The sequence below is a fragment of the Legionella sp. PATHC032 genome (assembly GCF_026191185.1).
Classification (GTDB): domain Bacteria; phylum Pseudomonadota; class Gammaproteobacteria; order Legionellales; family Legionellaceae; genus Legionella.
In genome coordinates, this window is sequence record NZ_JAPHOV010000001.1 from 2,201,456 (window position 1) to 2,218,977 (window position 17,522).

Below are 17,522 nucleotides of genomic sequence, written 5' to 3' on the forward strand. Positions count from 1 at the left end.
ATAATAAATAACTTCTGCTCAATAAAATATTTGATCATCTCAACTCCTGTAATACTTACATCAAAATACTCGTTTCGAGTATTTATTACATCATAATGAGCATATCAGTGCAAATACTTTTTTTGGCTATACCTATAAGAATTTTATTTGTACAATGGCTATCAAAGTTTAATAAAAGGTACATCAAATGAGTTTAATGGAAGAACTTGAAGCCGCTGTAGGAAATGAGTATTTGATAAGCCACAAAAATTTATTGTTAAACACTAATCAAAATACACAGAGGCAGGCTCACTCTAATAAAATAGTCTCGATACAAAGACAGTATCAGCCTGATAGCAATAAGATAGTTAATATAAAGCGAGTTAATGCATAAACTTATAGTAGTAGGGTCGGGAATAAAGTCGATTTCTCATCTGACCGAAGAAACTAAACGGGTTATTCAAAGTGCCGATAAGGTACTCTACCTCATTAATGAAGATAACCTAAAACAATGGATTCAACGAGAAACGAAAAATTCTGAATCGTTGGATTCTATCTACTTTAGTAGCGAAAAACGAATTGAAGCGTATCAGGCACTAACAACTCATATCATTGAAGAATATAAAAAGGTTTCCATTTTATGCGTTGTATTTTACGGCCACCCTACCGTTTTTGCAGACTCTGCACTTAATGCCGTTAGACAAATTAAACAGGATAATGGCGAAGCAATTATTTTACCTGCAGTATCCTCCCAAGACTGCTTGTTTAGTGATCTAGAAATTGATCCAGGCGATCAGGGATGTTTTTCAATTGAAGCCACAGAGCTGGTATTATTTGAACGGTGCATTGATATTCACGCGCATTTAATACTTTGTCAGGTAGCAAATTTTGGTAGAACTGATGGAAAAAAAACTAGCAGTCTATCAATTTTAAAAGATTATCTAAGTGGCTACTATCCAGCAGATTACTCCATTTGTCTTTATGAGGCGCCCTCCCTTCCTACTTACCCTCCCCGAATAGAATGGATACAACTTCGTAATCTCGAGCTATCAGCTATTTCTTCAATAACAACAGTATATATTCCGCCGATCGAAAAAAAGGCAATTAGCAAAAAGTACCTGAAATTACTCGATTTGAAAATTGATGATTTAGCCTTGAGTTGATAAATACTCTGATCGTTTTAATCTATACAACACATGCCCCATTAAAGGGCTACCTGAGGTTACTTTAGGGTTATCAAAATTATCTTCTGAATTGGTATATAATCCGATCTTTTGCATTACTCGAATAGACGGCTTATTTAATTCGGATGTAAATGAGACAACTTCATCCAAATCTAGTTTCCTAAAAGCATAATCAAGGACTGCTTTGGCGGCCTCTGTTGCATAGCCTTGGTTCCAGTGTTTTGAAGATAAACGCCAACCAATTTCAATCGCAGGAGTAAAATGAGCTTGAAATGTTGCAGTAAATAAACCGACAAAACCTATCATCTCACCGGTATTTTTAATTTCAACAGCATATAGCGAGAAATTCTTTTCTTCTTGATGAGAGATGATTCTATCTATGAATGCAATAGTTTCTTCTCGCGTAGGTATGGCTGGAAAAAACTGCATTACTTTTTGGTCTTGGCTAATGGCAATTAAGGATTCCACATCATTTTCTTGAAAAGTCCGCAGAAATAATCGTTCTGTTTCTAATATTCTCATCTATATAGCCTTATTGTTTGCTTAATCTAACGCAACCTCTAAATAACTTCGCATCGCTGGCAAATTGCGTTTTATCGCTACAATAGGAAAAAGCAAATCTGTTATCAGTACCTTCTAATTCTTCAGAACTATTAATGTTCTTATTACTAGAAGATTTATAATGGTAAAAAGAAAATTCCGTTTGTTTACTTACATGGTAAAGCAGACTTCCAAAAGCGGAACTATTATCTGCGGTAAACTCCGACTGATAAGCCAGCAGCACATTTTTTAGCATTTCCAGTTCACTATAAGCGCTATTGCTTTGATTGGTTTTAAATGTATTAATCTTGGCAAAAGGACACTGTAAGGGATAGTAAACACTATCAGACTGACCATTCAAAGCTGACGGCACCATTACTGTCGCTGTGTATTCTAAGTCATAACATTCATTATAAATTTTCTGAATTGTTTTAACTGGGAAGTATTGCTCATCAATTGCTGGCTTCACACCAATACCCGATCCCATACAAATATTAAAAATGTATTTTGCTGTATCCATGATGAATGGTGTAGGTCTGAAACGATTAATACTCTTGGCGCTGAGAAATAAATCGTTACAAGAAGCATCATAGGTATTTTGAGTCAGTTTTTTTCTTAACGACTCCGAGAAATATAATTTCAGTTTAAGCCATTTATCATTATGTTTAACTTCATTGATAAACTGCTCAGAAAAATAAAGAATCTCGCTATACCAGTTATCAATAGTATTTTTATCCTTCAATATCTCTTTAAATACTAGATAATGCTCATAAGGTGATTTAGGTGCCGGAGCAGCGACATTAAAATATTTCTGAATTCTCGCATGCTTCCTTTTACAACCAATATTCGGCAATAAAAAAGATGAAAGTGCACCAGAAGAAACAGACAGCACATTATTATCTACAGTCTGATCCTCGTCAAAAATAACCTGCATATTAAAAATTGCACCAGGTCCCTGAACACAGTCTGGAAAGATGCGTTCATCTTCACCAAAATAATGCCACTCGCAAAACTTATCCAATATTAAGCCCAAGGGTAGACTATTTTTACCATACCCAAGATGATTGAATAATTCATTATCTGTGTGCTTGCTGTCAATCTTTTCCATTTGACCGCTGCTTGTCGGCAGATAGGCATGATTTTTAATGCCAAAATGTTCACCAAATTTAAATCGAGCTATAAAGAAAGGGATTGTATTGCCCGGTTTAATTTCTTCAATGACATGATATATGGATTCGTTAACTTGCTTTACTTGATACTTGATTTCATCCCATGAAACTCTACTAATTTTGTTCATTCCTAAACACCCATACAACAATTGAATATCAATTATCATCCCTTGAAAATCAGGATAATTGTAGAAAGGGATTAAGTTTATCCATTTTTAATGGTAGAGTCACCTTCCAAATAGTTTTAGGGAAAAAATATGTTGTCACCAGAAAAAATGCCAAAAGGAATCATGCCCCTGTATTTAATACAGGCATTTTCAACCTTCTCTTATGCAATTCTGTATTCCTCATTATCTCTGTTTCTCACTAAACAATTAGGGTTGTCTAATGCTCTTTCAAATAGCATTGTTGGTTTATTTCTCGCATTTAACTATGTTCTGCATTTACTCGGTGGAGTGGTTGGTGGACGATATCTAAGTAACCGAGCCTTATTTTTGATTACCACAACCATACAAACGATTGGTATTTTACTTTTGGCGCTTTCAGTTAAGTCGTTGCTTTATCTTGGACTGAGTTTATTTCTGGTAGGATGTGGCTTAAACACTACTGCATACAACAGCATACTGACACAACGCTTTGCACCGGATGATAACCGCAGAGATAAAGCCTTTTTCTTGAGCTACTCCTATATGAATGTAGGCTTCTGCGCTGGCTATATCATAAGCGGCTTTTTTGATTACTCCAATCAATATCAAACACTACTCTATGCCAGCATAATTCCAAACGTAATCACTCTTTTGCTTATGTGGGGTTATTGGTCGAACTTGAATGATCGCGATACTCCTTTAATTAAAGTTACAAATAAAGCTTCCCTGAATTTAAAAAAATCTTTTGGCTGGGGAATTATATTAGCTCTTATCCCATTCACCTTACTTTGTTTTCATAAAGCCCAGTTCAGTAATGGGGTTGTAGTAGGCCTCAGCGTTATTATGCTTTTTGTCATTTTATACCTTGGCTACCAACAAAAATCGACTTTGGATAAGCAAAAGATTATGACTTTTCTAATCCTGACAGTAACATCAATTCTATTCTGGATGATCTACTTCACAGGCCCTATGGGCGTAACTCTGTTCATTAAAAACAATGTCGATAAACACCTCTTCCATTATGAAATGGCGACCCAATGGATTTTGAATATCAATGCCATCGTAATCATTATAGGCGCCCCATTATTATCAATAGTATTAACGCGGCTGCAGGCAAAAGGATACAATGTATCAGTAACCAAACAATTTATCTGGGCCTTTCTGATACTAGCAGGCTCCTTCTTTTTGTTATCCAGCAGTATACTCTCTGCCAATAAGCATGGCTATGTTAGTGTTTATTGGGTGATGCTCCATTTTACTACTCAAGCAATTGCGGAGTTACTCATAGGACCAGTAGGCTACGCCATGATCGGCAGAATTTCCCCACCGCAATTACAAGGCGTGCTTATGGGCACTTGGATGATGGTCTCAGGCGTATCAGCATCGTTATCACATTATTTTTCTAATGCCATGACTAAAGAGGAGTCCACAAATCCATTGCTATCCAATGGTGATTACCAGCATGTGTTTAATCAGCTAGGTATCTGGGCACTATTGGGCGCTGTTTTCCTTTACTTGATTGCGAAAAGAATCAAGCCTGTTATTGAGCAGAAAACAGATTCAGGGTTATCGGAGACTATAACAGCCGCATAAAAAAGGGCATCAAACAATAATAATTGATATCAAATAAATCAAAATTGCATTTTACCTCTGATATTTTCCATGTAAAAAAACTAATTTTATCGATATTACAGCTATGGTTTACTGTTTTTCGAATGGACTATGCCGTAATAATATGAAAGTGAGGTTGTTACATGGAATGTTTTATCGAGGTTGCAGAACCTGTAATTGATGTTAAGTTTCAATTAAAAAAAGATACTCAGAAATATCTGATTGATTACATTCTGTCCTACAGTGAGTTGGACTGTAAACAACTAGCCCAAATACTTAAAGCCAGCCCACTGGTGCTTAGCCAGGTATTGGCGGGAAAAGAGTTTTTAGGATCTGCGAAGGCACGCAACTTATTTCATTATTTCACCATGCTGATTGGGCATTAACGCTTTTAATTTCTGCCAATCAAGATCTGTTCTATGGTCTTAGATACCTTGATGGACAGATCCACCCATCAAATAAATCAAGATTGATACACTATGTCCATAATGATACTTACAAATTAATTAATCATGATAAATTGGTTAGCACAAGCAGGCCTTAAACCTTTTTAGCCGGTGTGATCTAGTTTTCGTATTGCAAAAATGATCTAAATTTCAGGGGTCGTGTTTTAATCTTTGATAAGCTTCAAACAAAATATAGCCCCACCTATGGAATCTAAAATGATAGAAAATAATCCACTCCAACCAATCAAGTCATCGTTGAACAGTATACAAGAAATAACAAAAAGTGCAGGAAATCCTACTTTGAGACTTGGAAAAGTGTGCACTCATTGGTAGTCAGGTATTTATTTTGCGCGCCAAGTCCTCTCATCTGCTTTACCTACATATATTGCCCACCATTAATATCCAGATTAGCGCCTGTAATAAATCCTGATTCAGAAGATGCTAAGAAAGCCACAGCCTTTGCAATTTCTTGAGGCTTACCTAAACGCCCTATGGGAATGTTGGCAATAATAGACTTTAATACATCTTCTCTCATGGCAGAAAGCATAGGGGTTTCGATGTAGCCTGGGGAGATAGTATTCACAGTAATTCCCTTATTAGCTACTTCCAATGCCAGACTTTTACTAAATCCAAATAAACCGGCTTTGGTCGCCGCGTAATTGCACTGTCCGAACTGGCCCTTGCGACCATTAATTGATGAAATGCTAATAATTCGCCCATAACCTTTATCCAGCATGGCCGGTAACACATTACGCGTCATATTAAACACGCTGGTTAAGTTCGCATCAACAACCTGCTGCCATTGCTCAAGTGTCATTTTTTTGAGAGTCGTATCACAAGTAATACCAGCATTATTCACCAAGACGTCGATACGTCCATAGCGCTCCATGACCAATTCCGTGAACTTTTCACAATCAGCAAAATGTGTGGTATCCGCATAAAGGATATCAACATCAAAACCCGCTTCTTTTTGAGTAGCTTGCCACCGTTTTGCTTCCTCATGTTGCCCATTTTTAAAATAACAAGCAATGACTTGATAATCGGCGGCCAGATGTTGGCATATGGCCGTACCTATTCCGCCCGTACCTCCTGTTACAACCGCTGTCATTCGTTCCATAAATGACTCCTATAGTTTGTATGGTTATGAGTTTTTTTGATAAGAATTCATTGACTTTAAACGATTTCGACTTCCTCGGCGTGTGGGCCTTTTTATCCTTGACCTACTTTAAATAAAACGCGTGCTCCATCAGGAAGGTTTTTAAAGCCATTGCCTTGAATGGCACTGAAGTGAACAAAATAATCTTTGCCATTACTTTCAATAAAGCCAAATCCTTTGGCTTTATTGAACCATTTTACTTTTCCACGTACTTTGTCTGCCATATCGGTTGTCCCTCCTGATAAGAGTCTATAGTTTAACACTTTTTTATCGGTTTGACAGATGAATGAATCATCGAATCAATATAGAAAATATTGGCTTATTTTAATCATTGTTGGTCAATAAGTAATACAATTAAAAGAAAGGGAGTTAATAGGTTCTAGTGCAGGGTCAATCAATGAGTGAGCATTATACGGCGAAAATTTATTGTGGCACTGAGGAAATTGCCCGTCAATCCGGTGAAAACCTGGAGCAATTATATGTGTGGATTTTAGCCTATGCGGAGAAAACTTATGGGGAAATCCATGGAGAAATTACGGATAAAATAAGTCATCAAGTGGTTAGGCGATTTAAAAAACAATCAATAGAATGATTTAATCAGGCAACAAGAAAAACAATATCATTAATCCATACCATGAATCACATCATAGGTTGACTTATACCTGATTTCTTTTAATTTAATGTGCTCTTGACATAATTGATAATTTTTAGCGCATTGCCCTCACTAAAAGGTTTATAAAAATGACATAAATTTTTTAGTGTGGTATTGACTTTATTCCCAATAGGCGGTTGTTGGGAAGTGATAACAATAATAGAAGCAATACTATGGGGTTGTTGTTTTTTATAAACGCAATCAAATCATAATCACCCAGTGAGTTGTACAAGTGATTATCAATTAAAAGAGTATCATACGTTTTAACTGCTATTTTATCGAACATCTCCTCTGCGGTAGTAGCCAGATCAACCAGTTGCCCAAGCTGCATTAATTGACTTCGAATAACAATTCGAGCAGCAAATGAGGCCTCTACAACAAGAAAGCGGAAAGAATTGTTCATCAAATCCTCATTGTTTGGATAAAACCCTATTTTAAATTATAACCTCCCTATTTCATGCCTTGCTAAGCTCAATAAGAAAAAAGATTGCAAGCACCCAAAATTCTTGATCAAAAAAACTCACCGAGTCAATAAATTGAAAACTAATTAAAATGCTCCGTTTTTTGTTTCAAATAATAAGTATGAAGCTGATTCAAAAGTTTTTGCAATTTGTCCAAATGGCGTTGGGTAGTTTTTTTATCGTTAGCATTGCTGCTCTTAATCAGGTCGGGGATCAAGTGACTGATAGCATCGATGTGACTTTGTATGTTTTTTAATTGTTTTGGGGATAAATCCTGACTTAATCCCGGTAAGGCATTGATTAAATCAAGAATAACAAAGGCATGTTGACGCACCTCACTTAACCGATTCATTTCAAGATCTTTGTAAATGGCAAGACTATACTCATCCATCTCTTGTAATAGTTCTGGTACTGTCGCAGGAATAGTCACCTTTGATGCAGGTTGTTCACTTGCCATGGTATGCGATATTGAGATTAAAAAAAGTAGTATTACTTTGGATAATAATTTGTTGATACGCGAATTAAAATTAAGATACCTAATGGCCATGGTCTTTCCTTTGATTTTTATCATTCTGTTGTTTTGATTCACTCATCTTCAATTTCTAAAACATTATAGACCTTTAAGAGGGAGTTTGAAGCCCAGGGGACAAAAACGTACACTAAAGATCTAATGGTTATTCCAGTATAAAAACATGATTGAGTTATTACTGTAACCTGAATAAAGAATTATCATTGACTTTGGCAATATGCGAAGAATAGTCGATACAGGGGCAAGAAGACATCAAAAGTAATGCGCCATACTTACTACTTGTACTCAAATCAATGACCACTACATATCCCATATAAGAATATCAAATTAATGTAATTGAAATGACGCGCCATGTAAAAAAATAGCCAATATAGCAAGGGAAATAATTAAAATCATGTAAAAACGTGTCGTTTTCTTCTTTTTTCGAAAATAAATCATGAAACAATAATCAACACCCACAGAGCACCTATAATCCATGCCTTCATTTCCATGCTTACCCTGTTGCGTTATTGATTATTGATTTGGATGCCTATGCTCCCCATCGCCACCAAAGCCCCCTTCATACCCACTCTCAGGATGCACTTCTTTAGAAGTCGTTGTCTTAGTGCATGCAGTCAATCCATATCCTAAACAAAACATTCCGATCAAAAAGAAAATCTTAAGCCCTCGAGTATTCATTACTTCTCCTGTTTCCAAATAAAAAGCTGCTCAATCCATCATAACATATTGAATCATTGATTGTTATCTCACCAAATGAATACAAACAATAGCTATGTGTCCTTCTTGTACTTAACTTCTTATCACTAGGCTATATTTCCTGAATTTCAGAATGTCCTTGATGCGAATTCAATAATCGCAATCCATTCACAACCACAATCAAACTCGCTCCCATGTCTGCAAACACTGCCATCCAAAGAGTTGCGATGCCCGCAAGTGCCAAAAAGAAAAAAATCCCTTTGATTGCAATGGATAAGCTAATGTTTTGACGAAGAATCCGTGCTGTGTTGCGACTTAAATCAATGTACAAAGGAAGCATCGCCAAATTGTCATTCATCAAGGCCACATCCGCTGTTTCCAATGCGGTATCTGTTCCTTTGCCCATTGCAAAACTAACAGTTGCTTTGGCCAAAGCAGGCGCATCATTAATTCCATCACCAACCATTCCTACCGCTTTATATTGCTCTATGAGAAAATCAATGGCCTGGAGTTTATCCGTAGGCAAAACATTCGCTTTCACTTCATCAATACCCACTTGCTTGGCAATCGCATGAGCAGTCACCGCATTATCTCCTGTTAACATGGCTGTTTTTATCCCTTGTTGGTGAAGCCTTGCAATCGCCCATTGGCTGGTTGTGCGAAGCGTGTCGGCGACTGCAAAAACAGCCAATACAGTGGAGCTGTTGCTTAAGATAACGGTGGTTTTTCCTTCCTCTTCTAATCGTTTGAGTGCTTGTTCTATCGCAGAATTACAGACTTGATTGTCTTCAGCCAATTGATGATTGCCTATGTAATAAAGTTCTTGCTGAACCAGTCCTTTCACACCTCGCCCAGGAAGAGCAAAGAATTCCTCCACATCCAGCAAGGAACTATTGGATTGTTCTTGTTGCCAATACGTCACTAAAGCATGAGCCACAGGATGTTCGGAGTGACTATCCAGGCTTGCAGCCAACAATAACAGTTGCTCTTTGGTTTGGCTCTTATCATAAACAATAAAATCAGTCACAATTGGTTTGCCTTCTGTTAAAGTACCTGTTTTATCCAATGCGATTAATTTTAATCGATAACCTGTCTCTAAATAGCTCCCTCCCTTAATAAGAAGTCCATGTTTTGCAGCAGCAGCCAATCCACTCACAACGGTCACCGGCGTTGAAATGACTAAAGCACAAGGGCAAGCAATCACCAGCAAAGTTAACGCCTTATAGAGCCAGTCATAAAAAGGATAACCCAATGCCAATGGAGGGAACAGTGCAATAAGAACTGCTATCAAGACCATGATGGGTGTGTAATACTTGGCAAATTGGTCCACAAAACGTTGAGTTGGCGCCCGTTCAGCCTGCGCTTGTTCAATGGCCTTACCAATTTTAGCAAGCAGCGTATCTCCTGATGCTTTTGTGACCTGGACCTCAAAAGCACCATGCTCATTTAAACTACCTGCAAAAACCTCATCCCCTACTTGTTTGACTACTGGCATGGACTCACCTGTAATCGGCGCTTGATTGACGGTACTTTGCCCCGAAATCACTACTCCATCCAAGGGAATTCGCTCACCCGGCCTTACCCTGAAAACAGCCTCTAGTGGTACCTCTTCTACCGGCATGGTTTGCCATTGACCATTGTCCATTTTAACTCGAGCCACTTCCGGAGCAATTTGCATCAAACTTCGAATAGCTAATCGCGCTTTATCTAACGAATAACGCTCGATACGCTCAGCCAAAGCAAACAACACGGTAACCATCGCAGCCTCAGGCCACTCGCCTATCAATACAGCACCACTGATTGCAATCAACATCAAACTGTTAATATTCATGGCTTTGGTGCGCAAAGCAAGCCAACCTTTTTTGAAAGTAGGTGAACCACTTAAGACCATAGCCAATAAGGCAGGGATAATACTCCAGGTGGATTGCTCTGTGCCTAAAAAATAAGCCGCCAATTCGGAAAAAAGAGCGAAAACACCAGCTAAAATAATGAGTAGCCAAGACGAATCAGAAAGAGACCTCCCTCCTTCTTTTGCTGGATGGATGCCGCTTTTAGAACGCACACTCATTCCTAATGCTGCAATACGTTGTTGCAACAAATCTATGGAAGAAAGACGATGGTGAATAGTCACTTCTTCAGCAATGAAATTAAAATCCAAATGTTCAATTTCAGGAATGCCCTGTAATTGTCGTCGAATCAGTTGCTCTTCTGCAGGACAATCCAGTCCTGCCACAAAAAACGTTGTTAACCTTAAAGGCGTTGTCATAAAGATTTCCCACATTGGCCACAAAATTTCGCACCTATGGCAATCACTGCACCACAAATGCATAGTGCACTTTCCAGGCTACTGCCACATTCACTGCAAAACCGCATCCCAGGAGTAAGAGAAGTTTGACATCGTGGGCAATTCATTTTGCCTCGTGAAAGATTAGCTGAGTCCTCTCGATAATCATTTCTTTGACCATGATGAGAGTTACGGTAACCGCCATGATGATCGCTCAAGCCATTGCCAAAAATTCTTTTTAAAAAGCCCATGTTAATTCTCCATTTCCTCAGTAAAGTGTTTGAGCATGTCCTCTAAGATGCAGCGCACATGCCTGTCATAAATACTGTAGTAAATGTGTTTGCCTTCTCGAGTGGCTATTAAAAGACGTGCTGAGCGGAGCAGACTCAGATGATGGCTGGTTAAAGGCACAGAAAGCTGTAATTGCTCAGCAAGCTCAGATACGGATTTGGGACCTTCCAGACACCTCAAGAGGAGCTTTAACCGATTGGCTTCGCCCATTAAATGTAAGATGTCACTTAATGTGATAATTTGGTCTTCTGTTAACATAGTTAATTAAACGGTTAAACAAGTGTTTAATTATAAATATAGTGCACCGACCTATTTTGTCAAATGGAACTCCAGGCTAGTTTGCACTTTCAAAGAAATATCATTTAAACTAAGTATGTGAAGCCACTTAATGGAGCATTGATGAATTTCCTTTTCTCTCACATGCCTCTTACGATTGCAGTTTTGGCGTTTCTTCTAGGAATGCTAATGATGATTGCAACTAAAAATCAACACTCGAAATTAAAAAGAGCCATCGCCACCTCAGGTTTTCTCCTGCCCTTTTTTGGATTGATAGCCTTAATCGCTATCCTTCCTTTGACTTACTTGCCAGAACTAAGATAGAGTTCTTTCTTTACAGAGTTGGCATGCCAAAAGGACTCGTTACATTATTTGTTCTTGTGGTTCGCTTTTAGATTGGCCTTTTTTTCGACGCCCATGAAACACATAGTACAAACCAGGCAATACTAATAAAGTCAGAAAAGTGGACGAAATAATACCACCAATTACCACGGTAGCTAAAGGCCGTTGCACCTCAGAGCCCGTTCCTGTAGCTAAGGCCATCGGTACAAAACCTAAAGAGGCTACTAAAGCGGTCATTAGTACAGGACGAAGTCTTGCCAGTGAACCTTGCAATACAGCATCTTTCAAATATACTTTTTTCTGCTCGCGTAATTTATTAATAAAAGTAATCATCACAAGACCATTGAGTACGGCCACCCCTGACAAGGCAATGAATCCAACTCCTGCCGAAATAGATAAAGGAATTCCCCTTAACCACAAAGCAAAAACACCACCCGTTAAAGCCAGAGGAATGCCTGTAAATACCAACAGAGCATCTCTGACCTTGCCAAAACTTATAAACAGAAGGAGGAAAATACCTAACAAGGTAATGGGTACAACGATTTGCAATCGTTGGTATGCTGATTGCAATTGCTCAAACTGACCTCCCCAGGTAATCCAATAACCGCTCGGTAGTTTGACCTGGCCATCAATGCGCTTTTTTGCTTCACTCACAAACGAACTTAAATCACGGTTTCTGACATTCGCAGTAACCACCACACGACGCTTTCCATTTTCACGACTGATTTGATTGGGGCTTTCGCTGCGAATAAGAGAAGCCACTTCACTTAACGGGATAAAATGCTGCTCACCATCTTTAGACAGAGGCAAAGGAATAAAAATTTGCCGCAATACATTCGGATCGGAACGTAAGGATTCTGGTAGACGTACCACGATATCAAAGCGCTTATCTCCTTCAAAAAGCTCACCACCTTTTTTCCCGCCTGTGGCTATCACTACCGCCTCTTGAACGGTACCAATTTGCAAGCCATAACGGGCCAGCACATCACGATTAATTTCTACCGTCAAGAGAGGTAAACCACTGACTTGCTCGACCTTCACATCGGCAGCGCCAGGTACCTGTTTTAGTTGCGCACTAATCGCTTCTGCTGTTTTCAGCAAAGTATCCATGTCATCACCAAACACCTTGACCGCTACATCACTACGAACCCCGGAAATTAATTCATTAAAGCGCATTTGAATGGGCTGGGTAAACTCATAGTTATTCCCTGGAATTTGTTGGACAGCACTCTCAATCTCCTGCACTAACCCTGGTTTGGTTTTTTTCGGGTTAGTCCACTTCTTCCTTGATTTTAATATGATAAAGGTGTCAGCCACATTAGGCGGCATGGGATCGGTTGCCACTTCGGCAGTTCCCAGCTTTGCAAAAACATTCTTGACCTCAGAAAATTGCCGGATGCGTTTCTCCACTAAATCCTGCATAGTAATCGCTTGCGTCAAACTGGTGCCTGGAATGCGCATGGCGTGCATGGCAATGTCCCCTTCATCAAGGCTTGGGATAAATTCTCCGCCTAAATGAAAGGCAATCCCTAAGCTAACAACAACCAATGCCACGGCAGCACTAATAACTACTCGTCGCGCATGAAAACAACGTCGTAGCACTTTGGCATACCCTAAAGACAGATAATGCACCAACCAGTTTTCTTTTTCCTGAAGATGTCCTCGTAAAAAAATCGCAACCGCTGCAGGCACAAAGGTTAAAGCAAACAACATGGAGGCTAAAAGTGCGATAATGACCGTTTGAGCCATGGGCAAAAACATTTTGCCTTCCACACCAGTTAACGTCAAAATCGGCAAATAAACGACGGTAATAATAAACACCCCAAAGATACTGGGCCTGATGACTTCCGTAGTCGCATACGAAATCACCTTTAAACGCTCTTCAAGGTTTAAAACTCGATGGAGCGCATGCTGCTGTTCAGCCAAGTGTTTGATGCAGTTTTCAACAATAATGACCGCCCCATCCACAATCAAACCAAAATCAAGTGCCCCTAAACTCATTAAATTGGCACTGATTTGATTCTCCACCATGCCAGTAATGGTCAGCAACATGGATAAAGGAATAACCATCGCGGTAATGAGTGCGGCACGGATATTTCCTAAAAACAAAAATAAAATCACACAAACTAATAAGGCACCTTCCAACAAATTATTCTTCACGGTATTAATCGTCGCATTCACGAGCGTTGTTCGGTTATATACAGTGATCGCTTCAACGCCTTCAGGAAGAGTCTTGTTAATGTCCTTCATTTTGGCCGCCACGCGCTCAGAAACCGTACGACTGTTTTCTCCCATTAACATAAAAACCGTACCTAAAACTACTTCTTTACTGTTTTCAGTCGCAGCCCCAGTTCGTAACTCCTTGCCTAAAGCCACTTCAGCGACATCACGAATACGAACTGGCGTGCCCTCAAAACTAGCAATGACAATGTTTTCAATATCAGCCATATTTTGGACTTGTCCTGGCACACGGATTAAATTCTGCTCGCCATTGGTTTCAATATAACCCGCACCGACATTGGCGTTATTGCGCTCTAAGGCTTCCACCACATCGTTTAAACTTAAACGGTAGCGAACCAACTTGGATGGATCTGGAGTAATATGGAATTGTTTCTCATAACCCCCTATGGTGTTGACTTCAGCAACCCCCTCCACATTGCGAAGTTGTGGTTTAATAATCCAGTCCTGAATGGTGCGCAACTCCGTAGGATTATAATGCTGGCTTATGGGTACATTCGGTTTGTTGGTGACTGTGTACATAAAAATCTCACCAAGACCAGTTGAAATGGGTCCTAAGGTGGTTTCCACCCCAGGAGGCAATTTGTCCTTGACCTCTTGTAAACGCTCATTAATCAATTGCCTGGCAAAATAAATATTGGTACCGTCCTTAAACACCACGGTGACTTGCGATAACCCGTAACGCGATAAGGAACGAGTATAATCCAGACTAGGTAACCCACTCATAGCCAGTTCAATAGGAAACGTGATGCGCTGCTCCACCTCAAAAGGGGAGTAACCGGAGGCTTGGGTATTAATTTGCACCTGCACGTTGGTAATATCAGGAACCGCGTCAATAGGAAGGCGCTGGAAGTTATACACACCAAGAATGGCAATGACAAGCGTGAATAACAACACAAACCAGCGATGTTTCAGGGAAAAGCGAATGATTTTTTCAAGCATCTTTAATCCTTAGTGCTCATGGCTTGCACCTTCTTTTCCAAGCTCTGCTTTCATAAAAAAACTGTTTTTACTGACATAACGTTGTTCTACATCAAGCCCAGACACCACTTCTGCCCATTGACTGTCTTTTTCACCCAAAATAACGGGTGTTGCCTCAAAATAATCCCCTTGCTGTACAAACACTACTTCTTTTCCATCCATTCGTTGTATGGCAGAAAGAAGAACAGCAACCGGCACTGTTTTTTCTTTAATAGTAATAGCCCCATTCACATACATCCCTGGCAACCAAAGACGCCTGTCATTAGAAAGTACGGCACGCGCCAAAGTGGTTTGGCTATCCTCAACACCCAAGGGTGAAATATAAGAAATAGTACTGATGGATTTTGGTTTGCCCTCATCCCCTGTCACAGTGACTTCCATACCTTGTTTCACAAGGGGCGCTTCCTTGCGATACAATGTAAAATCCGCCCACACCGTAGCCAAATTAGCCACTTCATAAATGGGCTTGGTGTTTTGAGCAAGCTCTCCATTGGTCGCATATTTTTGTACGATAGTCCCAGTAATAGGCGCAGTAATGGTATAGTTTTGTAAGCTTTCATTACTTTCAATAGTGACTAACACTTCTCCTTTCATCACTTCATCACCTAAATTTTTAGTCATGGACTGAATAATACCTGAATAGCGCGGATAAATTGGAGCCAACGTATCGCGATTAGGAGCAATCTTGCCTACCACTTTTAATTGAGTCTTAATGGTTTGACTTTGAGCGGTGGCCATTTGAATATCAGCCGCCTTTAAAACCTCAGCTACTATTTTAACTCGCCCCTCGTAGCTGGCATAATGCCAATTGTAACGCTTTTCCTGCAAGGTTAATTGAATGGTAACATCAAACGAATGAGGTTCTCGAATCACCTGGTTGCTTTGTAAAAAATTCTCAACTGGAATGAAGGTAATAACCTCTTTTTTATCATTAAACCGAGTGAGTTCAACTGTTAAATGGGCTTTATCAGGAGAGATCATTTTTCCGTTTTGATACAAGTAAGCACGAAAACGAGGAGGCATACCCCTTTCAAAAATTAAAAGTTCCAATGCCGTATTTCCCTCTTTAAACAAACGTCCACCTTGTGGACCTTTTTCCATAGTCTTTTGATGTTCGCTTTCTTCAGAGTGGTTGTTTTCAGCTCTTAAGGAAAACGAACTAAAGCTCAATAAAAGAATCAGCGATAGAAAATAAGGAATGAATGGCCTTTGAAATTTCATTGACTCTCCTTAATGGGCTCTAATCCTAAAAGCCCTGTCATCTGAATTAAAGATTTATGATAATCGGCATGAGCCTGCTGATAATGACGCTCTTCCTCATACAAGGTACTTAATGCCGTATAAAGTTCCACATAAGTATAACGACCCATTTGATAACCCTCTTGAGCCAATTGGATGGACTTACGCGCGGAGGGCAATAAGGAATCCGTGACTAAATTGGCTTCGTATTGACTTTGTTGGGCTTGTAAAAAAACCGCATAGACATTTTGACGCACCTCAAGACGCGTGCTTTGAAACTCATGAGCCGCTTGAGTATATTGCGCTTCAGCCGTCATGATTTTCCCTTGATTGCGATTATAAACAGGTACTTCTGCAAAAGCAGACATCACCGCAGCATTACTGCCATCATCAGAAAAATGGCGACCACCCAATTGAATATTTAAATCAGGCCAAACGGATTTTTTAACGGCAGTAATCGTGGCTCGCCTGGCTTGTAATTGCAATTGCATTTGCACAAGCTGCGGGCTTTGCGGTAGTTTTTTTATTAATTCGGACCAATCCAGAGTAAGACCAGGCAATCCTTTATCCACCAAAGGCTTATCAATTCTTAACCCATAACCTAATAGACGGGCGAGCCTTGCTCGTTGTAGCAAAGCATCACGTGATGCTTTGCTTTCCTGAATTCGAGCCTCACCCAAGCGCACTTGGGCTAATCGCAAATCCAACTCCGCACCAGCACCCGCTTTAACCCGGCGTTCAATGGCGACTACAATGTCTTGATTAAGTTTGGTTAATTTTTTGGTTACCTTATGCCATTGTTCTGCATATAAAGCATCCACGTACGCGTTACCAACTGCCATATAAAGCACCGTTTTTTGCACTTTAATACTCGCAAGAGAAGTCAAATAATCCGCATAGGTTGCTTTTTGCAAATACTGAAGACGATGCCCTAAAGGAATAGGTTGTGTCACAGAAGCCGTGGTTTCTGCTGATTCATAACTGGAATAGACACCAGAACCACCAAAATTTTCTGCTGTTAAATTAAGTTGGGGGTTAGGATAAAGTCCGCTTTGAATAAAAGCACCTCTCATGGCTTGCGCTTTATCTATTTCAGCTTGCAATTCAGGGTTATTGCGATAAGCCATAGCCAAGGCTTGTTTGAATGTGAAGGTTGTATTGGCTTTTGTACTGAATGACAAGCTCAGTAAAACCAGTGAAACCAACCTTAAAAAAAGCCCCATTCCTTTTTCCTTGAATTAAGATAACCAAGATAATCTGTTCACACCATGATTTGACATTCTAACTGGATTTAATCCATAC

Annotated in this window: 18 protein-coding genes; 5 read left to right on the top strand and 13 right to left on the bottom strand. The window is 39.5% G+C overall.

All coding sequences use genetic code 11. The annotated features are described in order from the left end of the window. Positions 1–365: 365 nt before the first annotated feature. Entirely contained in the window at positions 366–1,142 is a 777-nt protein-coding gene (locus tag OQJ02_RS09910) for an SAM-dependent methyltransferase (protein ID WP_015444324.1), read from the top strand. On the opposite strand, the gene OQJ02_RS09915 is transcribed toward OQJ02_RS09910, so the two are convergent. Next, the gene (locus OQJ02_RS09915) at positions 1,128–1,685 is read right to left on the bottom strand and encodes a GNAT family N-acetyltransferase (protein ID WP_015444323.1); all 558 of its coding nucleotides are present in this window, start codon (positions 1,683–1,685) and stop codon (positions 1,128–1,130) included. The genes OQJ02_RS09910 and OQJ02_RS09915 overlap by 15 nt on opposite strands. Before the next feature lie 10 nt (positions 1,686–1,695). Then, the gene (locus OQJ02_RS09920) at positions 1,696–3,000 is read right to left on the bottom strand and encodes a hypothetical protein (RefSeq protein ID WP_015444322.1); all 1,305 of its coding nucleotides are present in this window, start codon (positions 2,998–3,000) and stop codon (positions 1,696–1,698) included. 129 nt (positions 3,001–3,129) lie between these two features. Between OQJ02_RS09920 and OQJ02_RS09925 the strand changes: the two genes are divergently transcribed. Together OQJ02_RS09925 and OQJ02_RS09930 are read left to right on the top strand one after the other, a co-directional pair. Beyond that, positions 3,130–4,611: a peptide MFS transporter gene (locus OQJ02_RS09925; RefSeq protein WP_015444321.1), complete on the top strand. Its 1,482-nt coding sequence runs from the start codon at positions 3,130–3,132 to the stop codon at positions 4,609–4,611. A 161-nt stretch (positions 4,612–4,772) separates the two neighbouring features. Beyond that, complete coding sequence (locus tag OQJ02_RS09930; protein WP_015444320.1) at positions 4,773–5,015, top strand: hypothetical protein; 243 nt, start codon at positions 4,773–4,775, stop codon at positions 5,013–5,015. Positions 5,016–5,451: 436 nt separating this feature from the next. On the opposite strand, the gene phbB is transcribed toward OQJ02_RS09930, so the two are convergent. After that, entirely contained in the window at positions 5,452–6,192 is a 741-nt protein-coding gene (phbB, locus tag OQJ02_RS09935; RefSeq protein WP_015444318.1) for an acetoacetyl-CoA reductase, read from the bottom strand. Between the two features lie 92 nt (positions 6,193–6,284). Continuing rightward, positions 6,285–6,455, bottom strand: a complete 171-nt coding sequence (locus tag OQJ02_RS09940) for a cold-shock protein (protein ID WP_015444317.1) — start codon at positions 6,453–6,455, stop codon at positions 6,285–6,287. A 173-nt stretch (positions 6,456–6,628) separates the two neighbouring features. Here OQJ02_RS09940 and OQJ02_RS09945 point away from each other — a divergent pair, with 173 nt between their 5' ends. Beyond that, positions 6,629–6,823: a hypothetical protein gene (locus tag OQJ02_RS09945; RefSeq protein ID WP_015444316.1), complete on the top strand. Its 195-nt coding sequence runs from the start codon at positions 6,629–6,631 to the stop codon at positions 6,821–6,823. A 163-nt stretch (positions 6,824–6,986) separates the two neighbouring features. On the opposite strand, the gene OQJ02_RS09950 is transcribed toward OQJ02_RS09945, so the two are convergent. The 6 genes from OQJ02_RS09950 to OQJ02_RS09975 form a co-directional block, all read right to left on the bottom strand. Further along, the gene (locus tag OQJ02_RS09950; RefSeq protein WP_015444315.1) at positions 6,987–7,286 is read right to left on the bottom strand and encodes a response regulator; all 300 of its coding nucleotides are present in this window, start codon (positions 7,284–7,286) and stop codon (positions 6,987–6,989) included. Between the two features lie 140 nt (positions 7,287–7,426). Then, entirely contained in the window at positions 7,427–7,891 is a 465-nt protein-coding gene (locus tag OQJ02_RS09955) for a hypothetical protein (protein ID WP_015444314.1), read from the bottom strand. Positions 7,892–8,386: 495 nt separating this feature from the next. Next, positions 8,387–8,551: a hypothetical protein gene (locus tag OQJ02_RS09960; RefSeq protein ID WP_015444311.1), complete on the bottom strand. Its 165-nt coding sequence runs from the start codon at positions 8,549–8,551 to the stop codon at positions 8,387–8,389. Positions 8,552–8,681: 130 nt separating this feature from the next. After that, on the bottom strand, positions 8,682–10,835 hold the full coding sequence (locus OQJ02_RS09965) for a heavy metal translocating P-type ATPase (protein WP_015444310.1): 2,154 nt from the start codon (positions 10,833–10,835) through the stop codon (positions 8,682–8,684). Next, on the bottom strand, positions 10,832–11,104 hold the full coding sequence (locus OQJ02_RS09970) for a zinc ribbon domain-containing protein (RefSeq protein WP_015444309.1): 273 nt from the start codon (positions 11,102–11,104) through the stop codon (positions 10,832–10,834). Before OQJ02_RS09970 ends, OQJ02_RS09965 begins: the two co-directional genes overlap by 4 nt. A 1-nt stretch (position 11,105) precedes the next feature. Then, on the bottom strand, positions 11,106–11,402 hold the full coding sequence (locus OQJ02_RS09975) for an ArsR/SmtB family transcription factor (protein ID WP_038839087.1): 297 nt from the start codon (positions 11,400–11,402) through the stop codon (positions 11,106–11,108). Between the two features lie 207 nt (positions 11,403–11,609). Here OQJ02_RS09975 and OQJ02_RS09980 point away from each other — a divergent pair, with 207 nt between their 5' ends. After that, positions 11,610–11,744, top strand: a complete 135-nt coding sequence (locus OQJ02_RS09980) for a hypothetical protein (RefSeq protein ID WP_015444307.1) — start codon at positions 11,610–11,612, stop codon at positions 11,742–11,744. A gap of 39 nt (positions 11,745–11,783) precedes the next feature. Here the strand turns inward: OQJ02_RS09980 and OQJ02_RS09985 are convergent, their stop codons facing one another. From OQJ02_RS09985 to OQJ02_RS09995, 3 genes are read right to left on the bottom strand one after another with little or no spacing between them, the layout of a single operon-like run. Beyond that, on the bottom strand, positions 11,784–14,942 hold the full coding sequence (locus tag OQJ02_RS09985) for an efflux RND transporter permease subunit (protein WP_015444306.1): 3,159 nt from the start codon (positions 14,940–14,942) through the stop codon (positions 11,784–11,786). Between the two features lie 9 nt (positions 14,943–14,951). Beyond that, positions 14,952–16,202 (bottom strand): efflux RND transporter periplasmic adaptor subunit, encoded by a 1,251-nt coding sequence (locus OQJ02_RS09990; protein ID WP_015444305.1) that lies wholly within the window; start codon positions 16,200–16,202, stop codon positions 14,952–14,954. Next, positions 16,199–17,443 (bottom strand): TolC family protein, encoded by a 1,245-nt coding sequence (locus OQJ02_RS09995; protein ID WP_015444304.1) that lies wholly within the window; start codon positions 17,441–17,443, stop codon positions 16,199–16,201. The genes OQJ02_RS09990 and OQJ02_RS09995 overlap by 4 nt, the downstream gene beginning before the upstream one ends. Positions 17,444–17,522 lie beyond the last annotated feature (79 nt).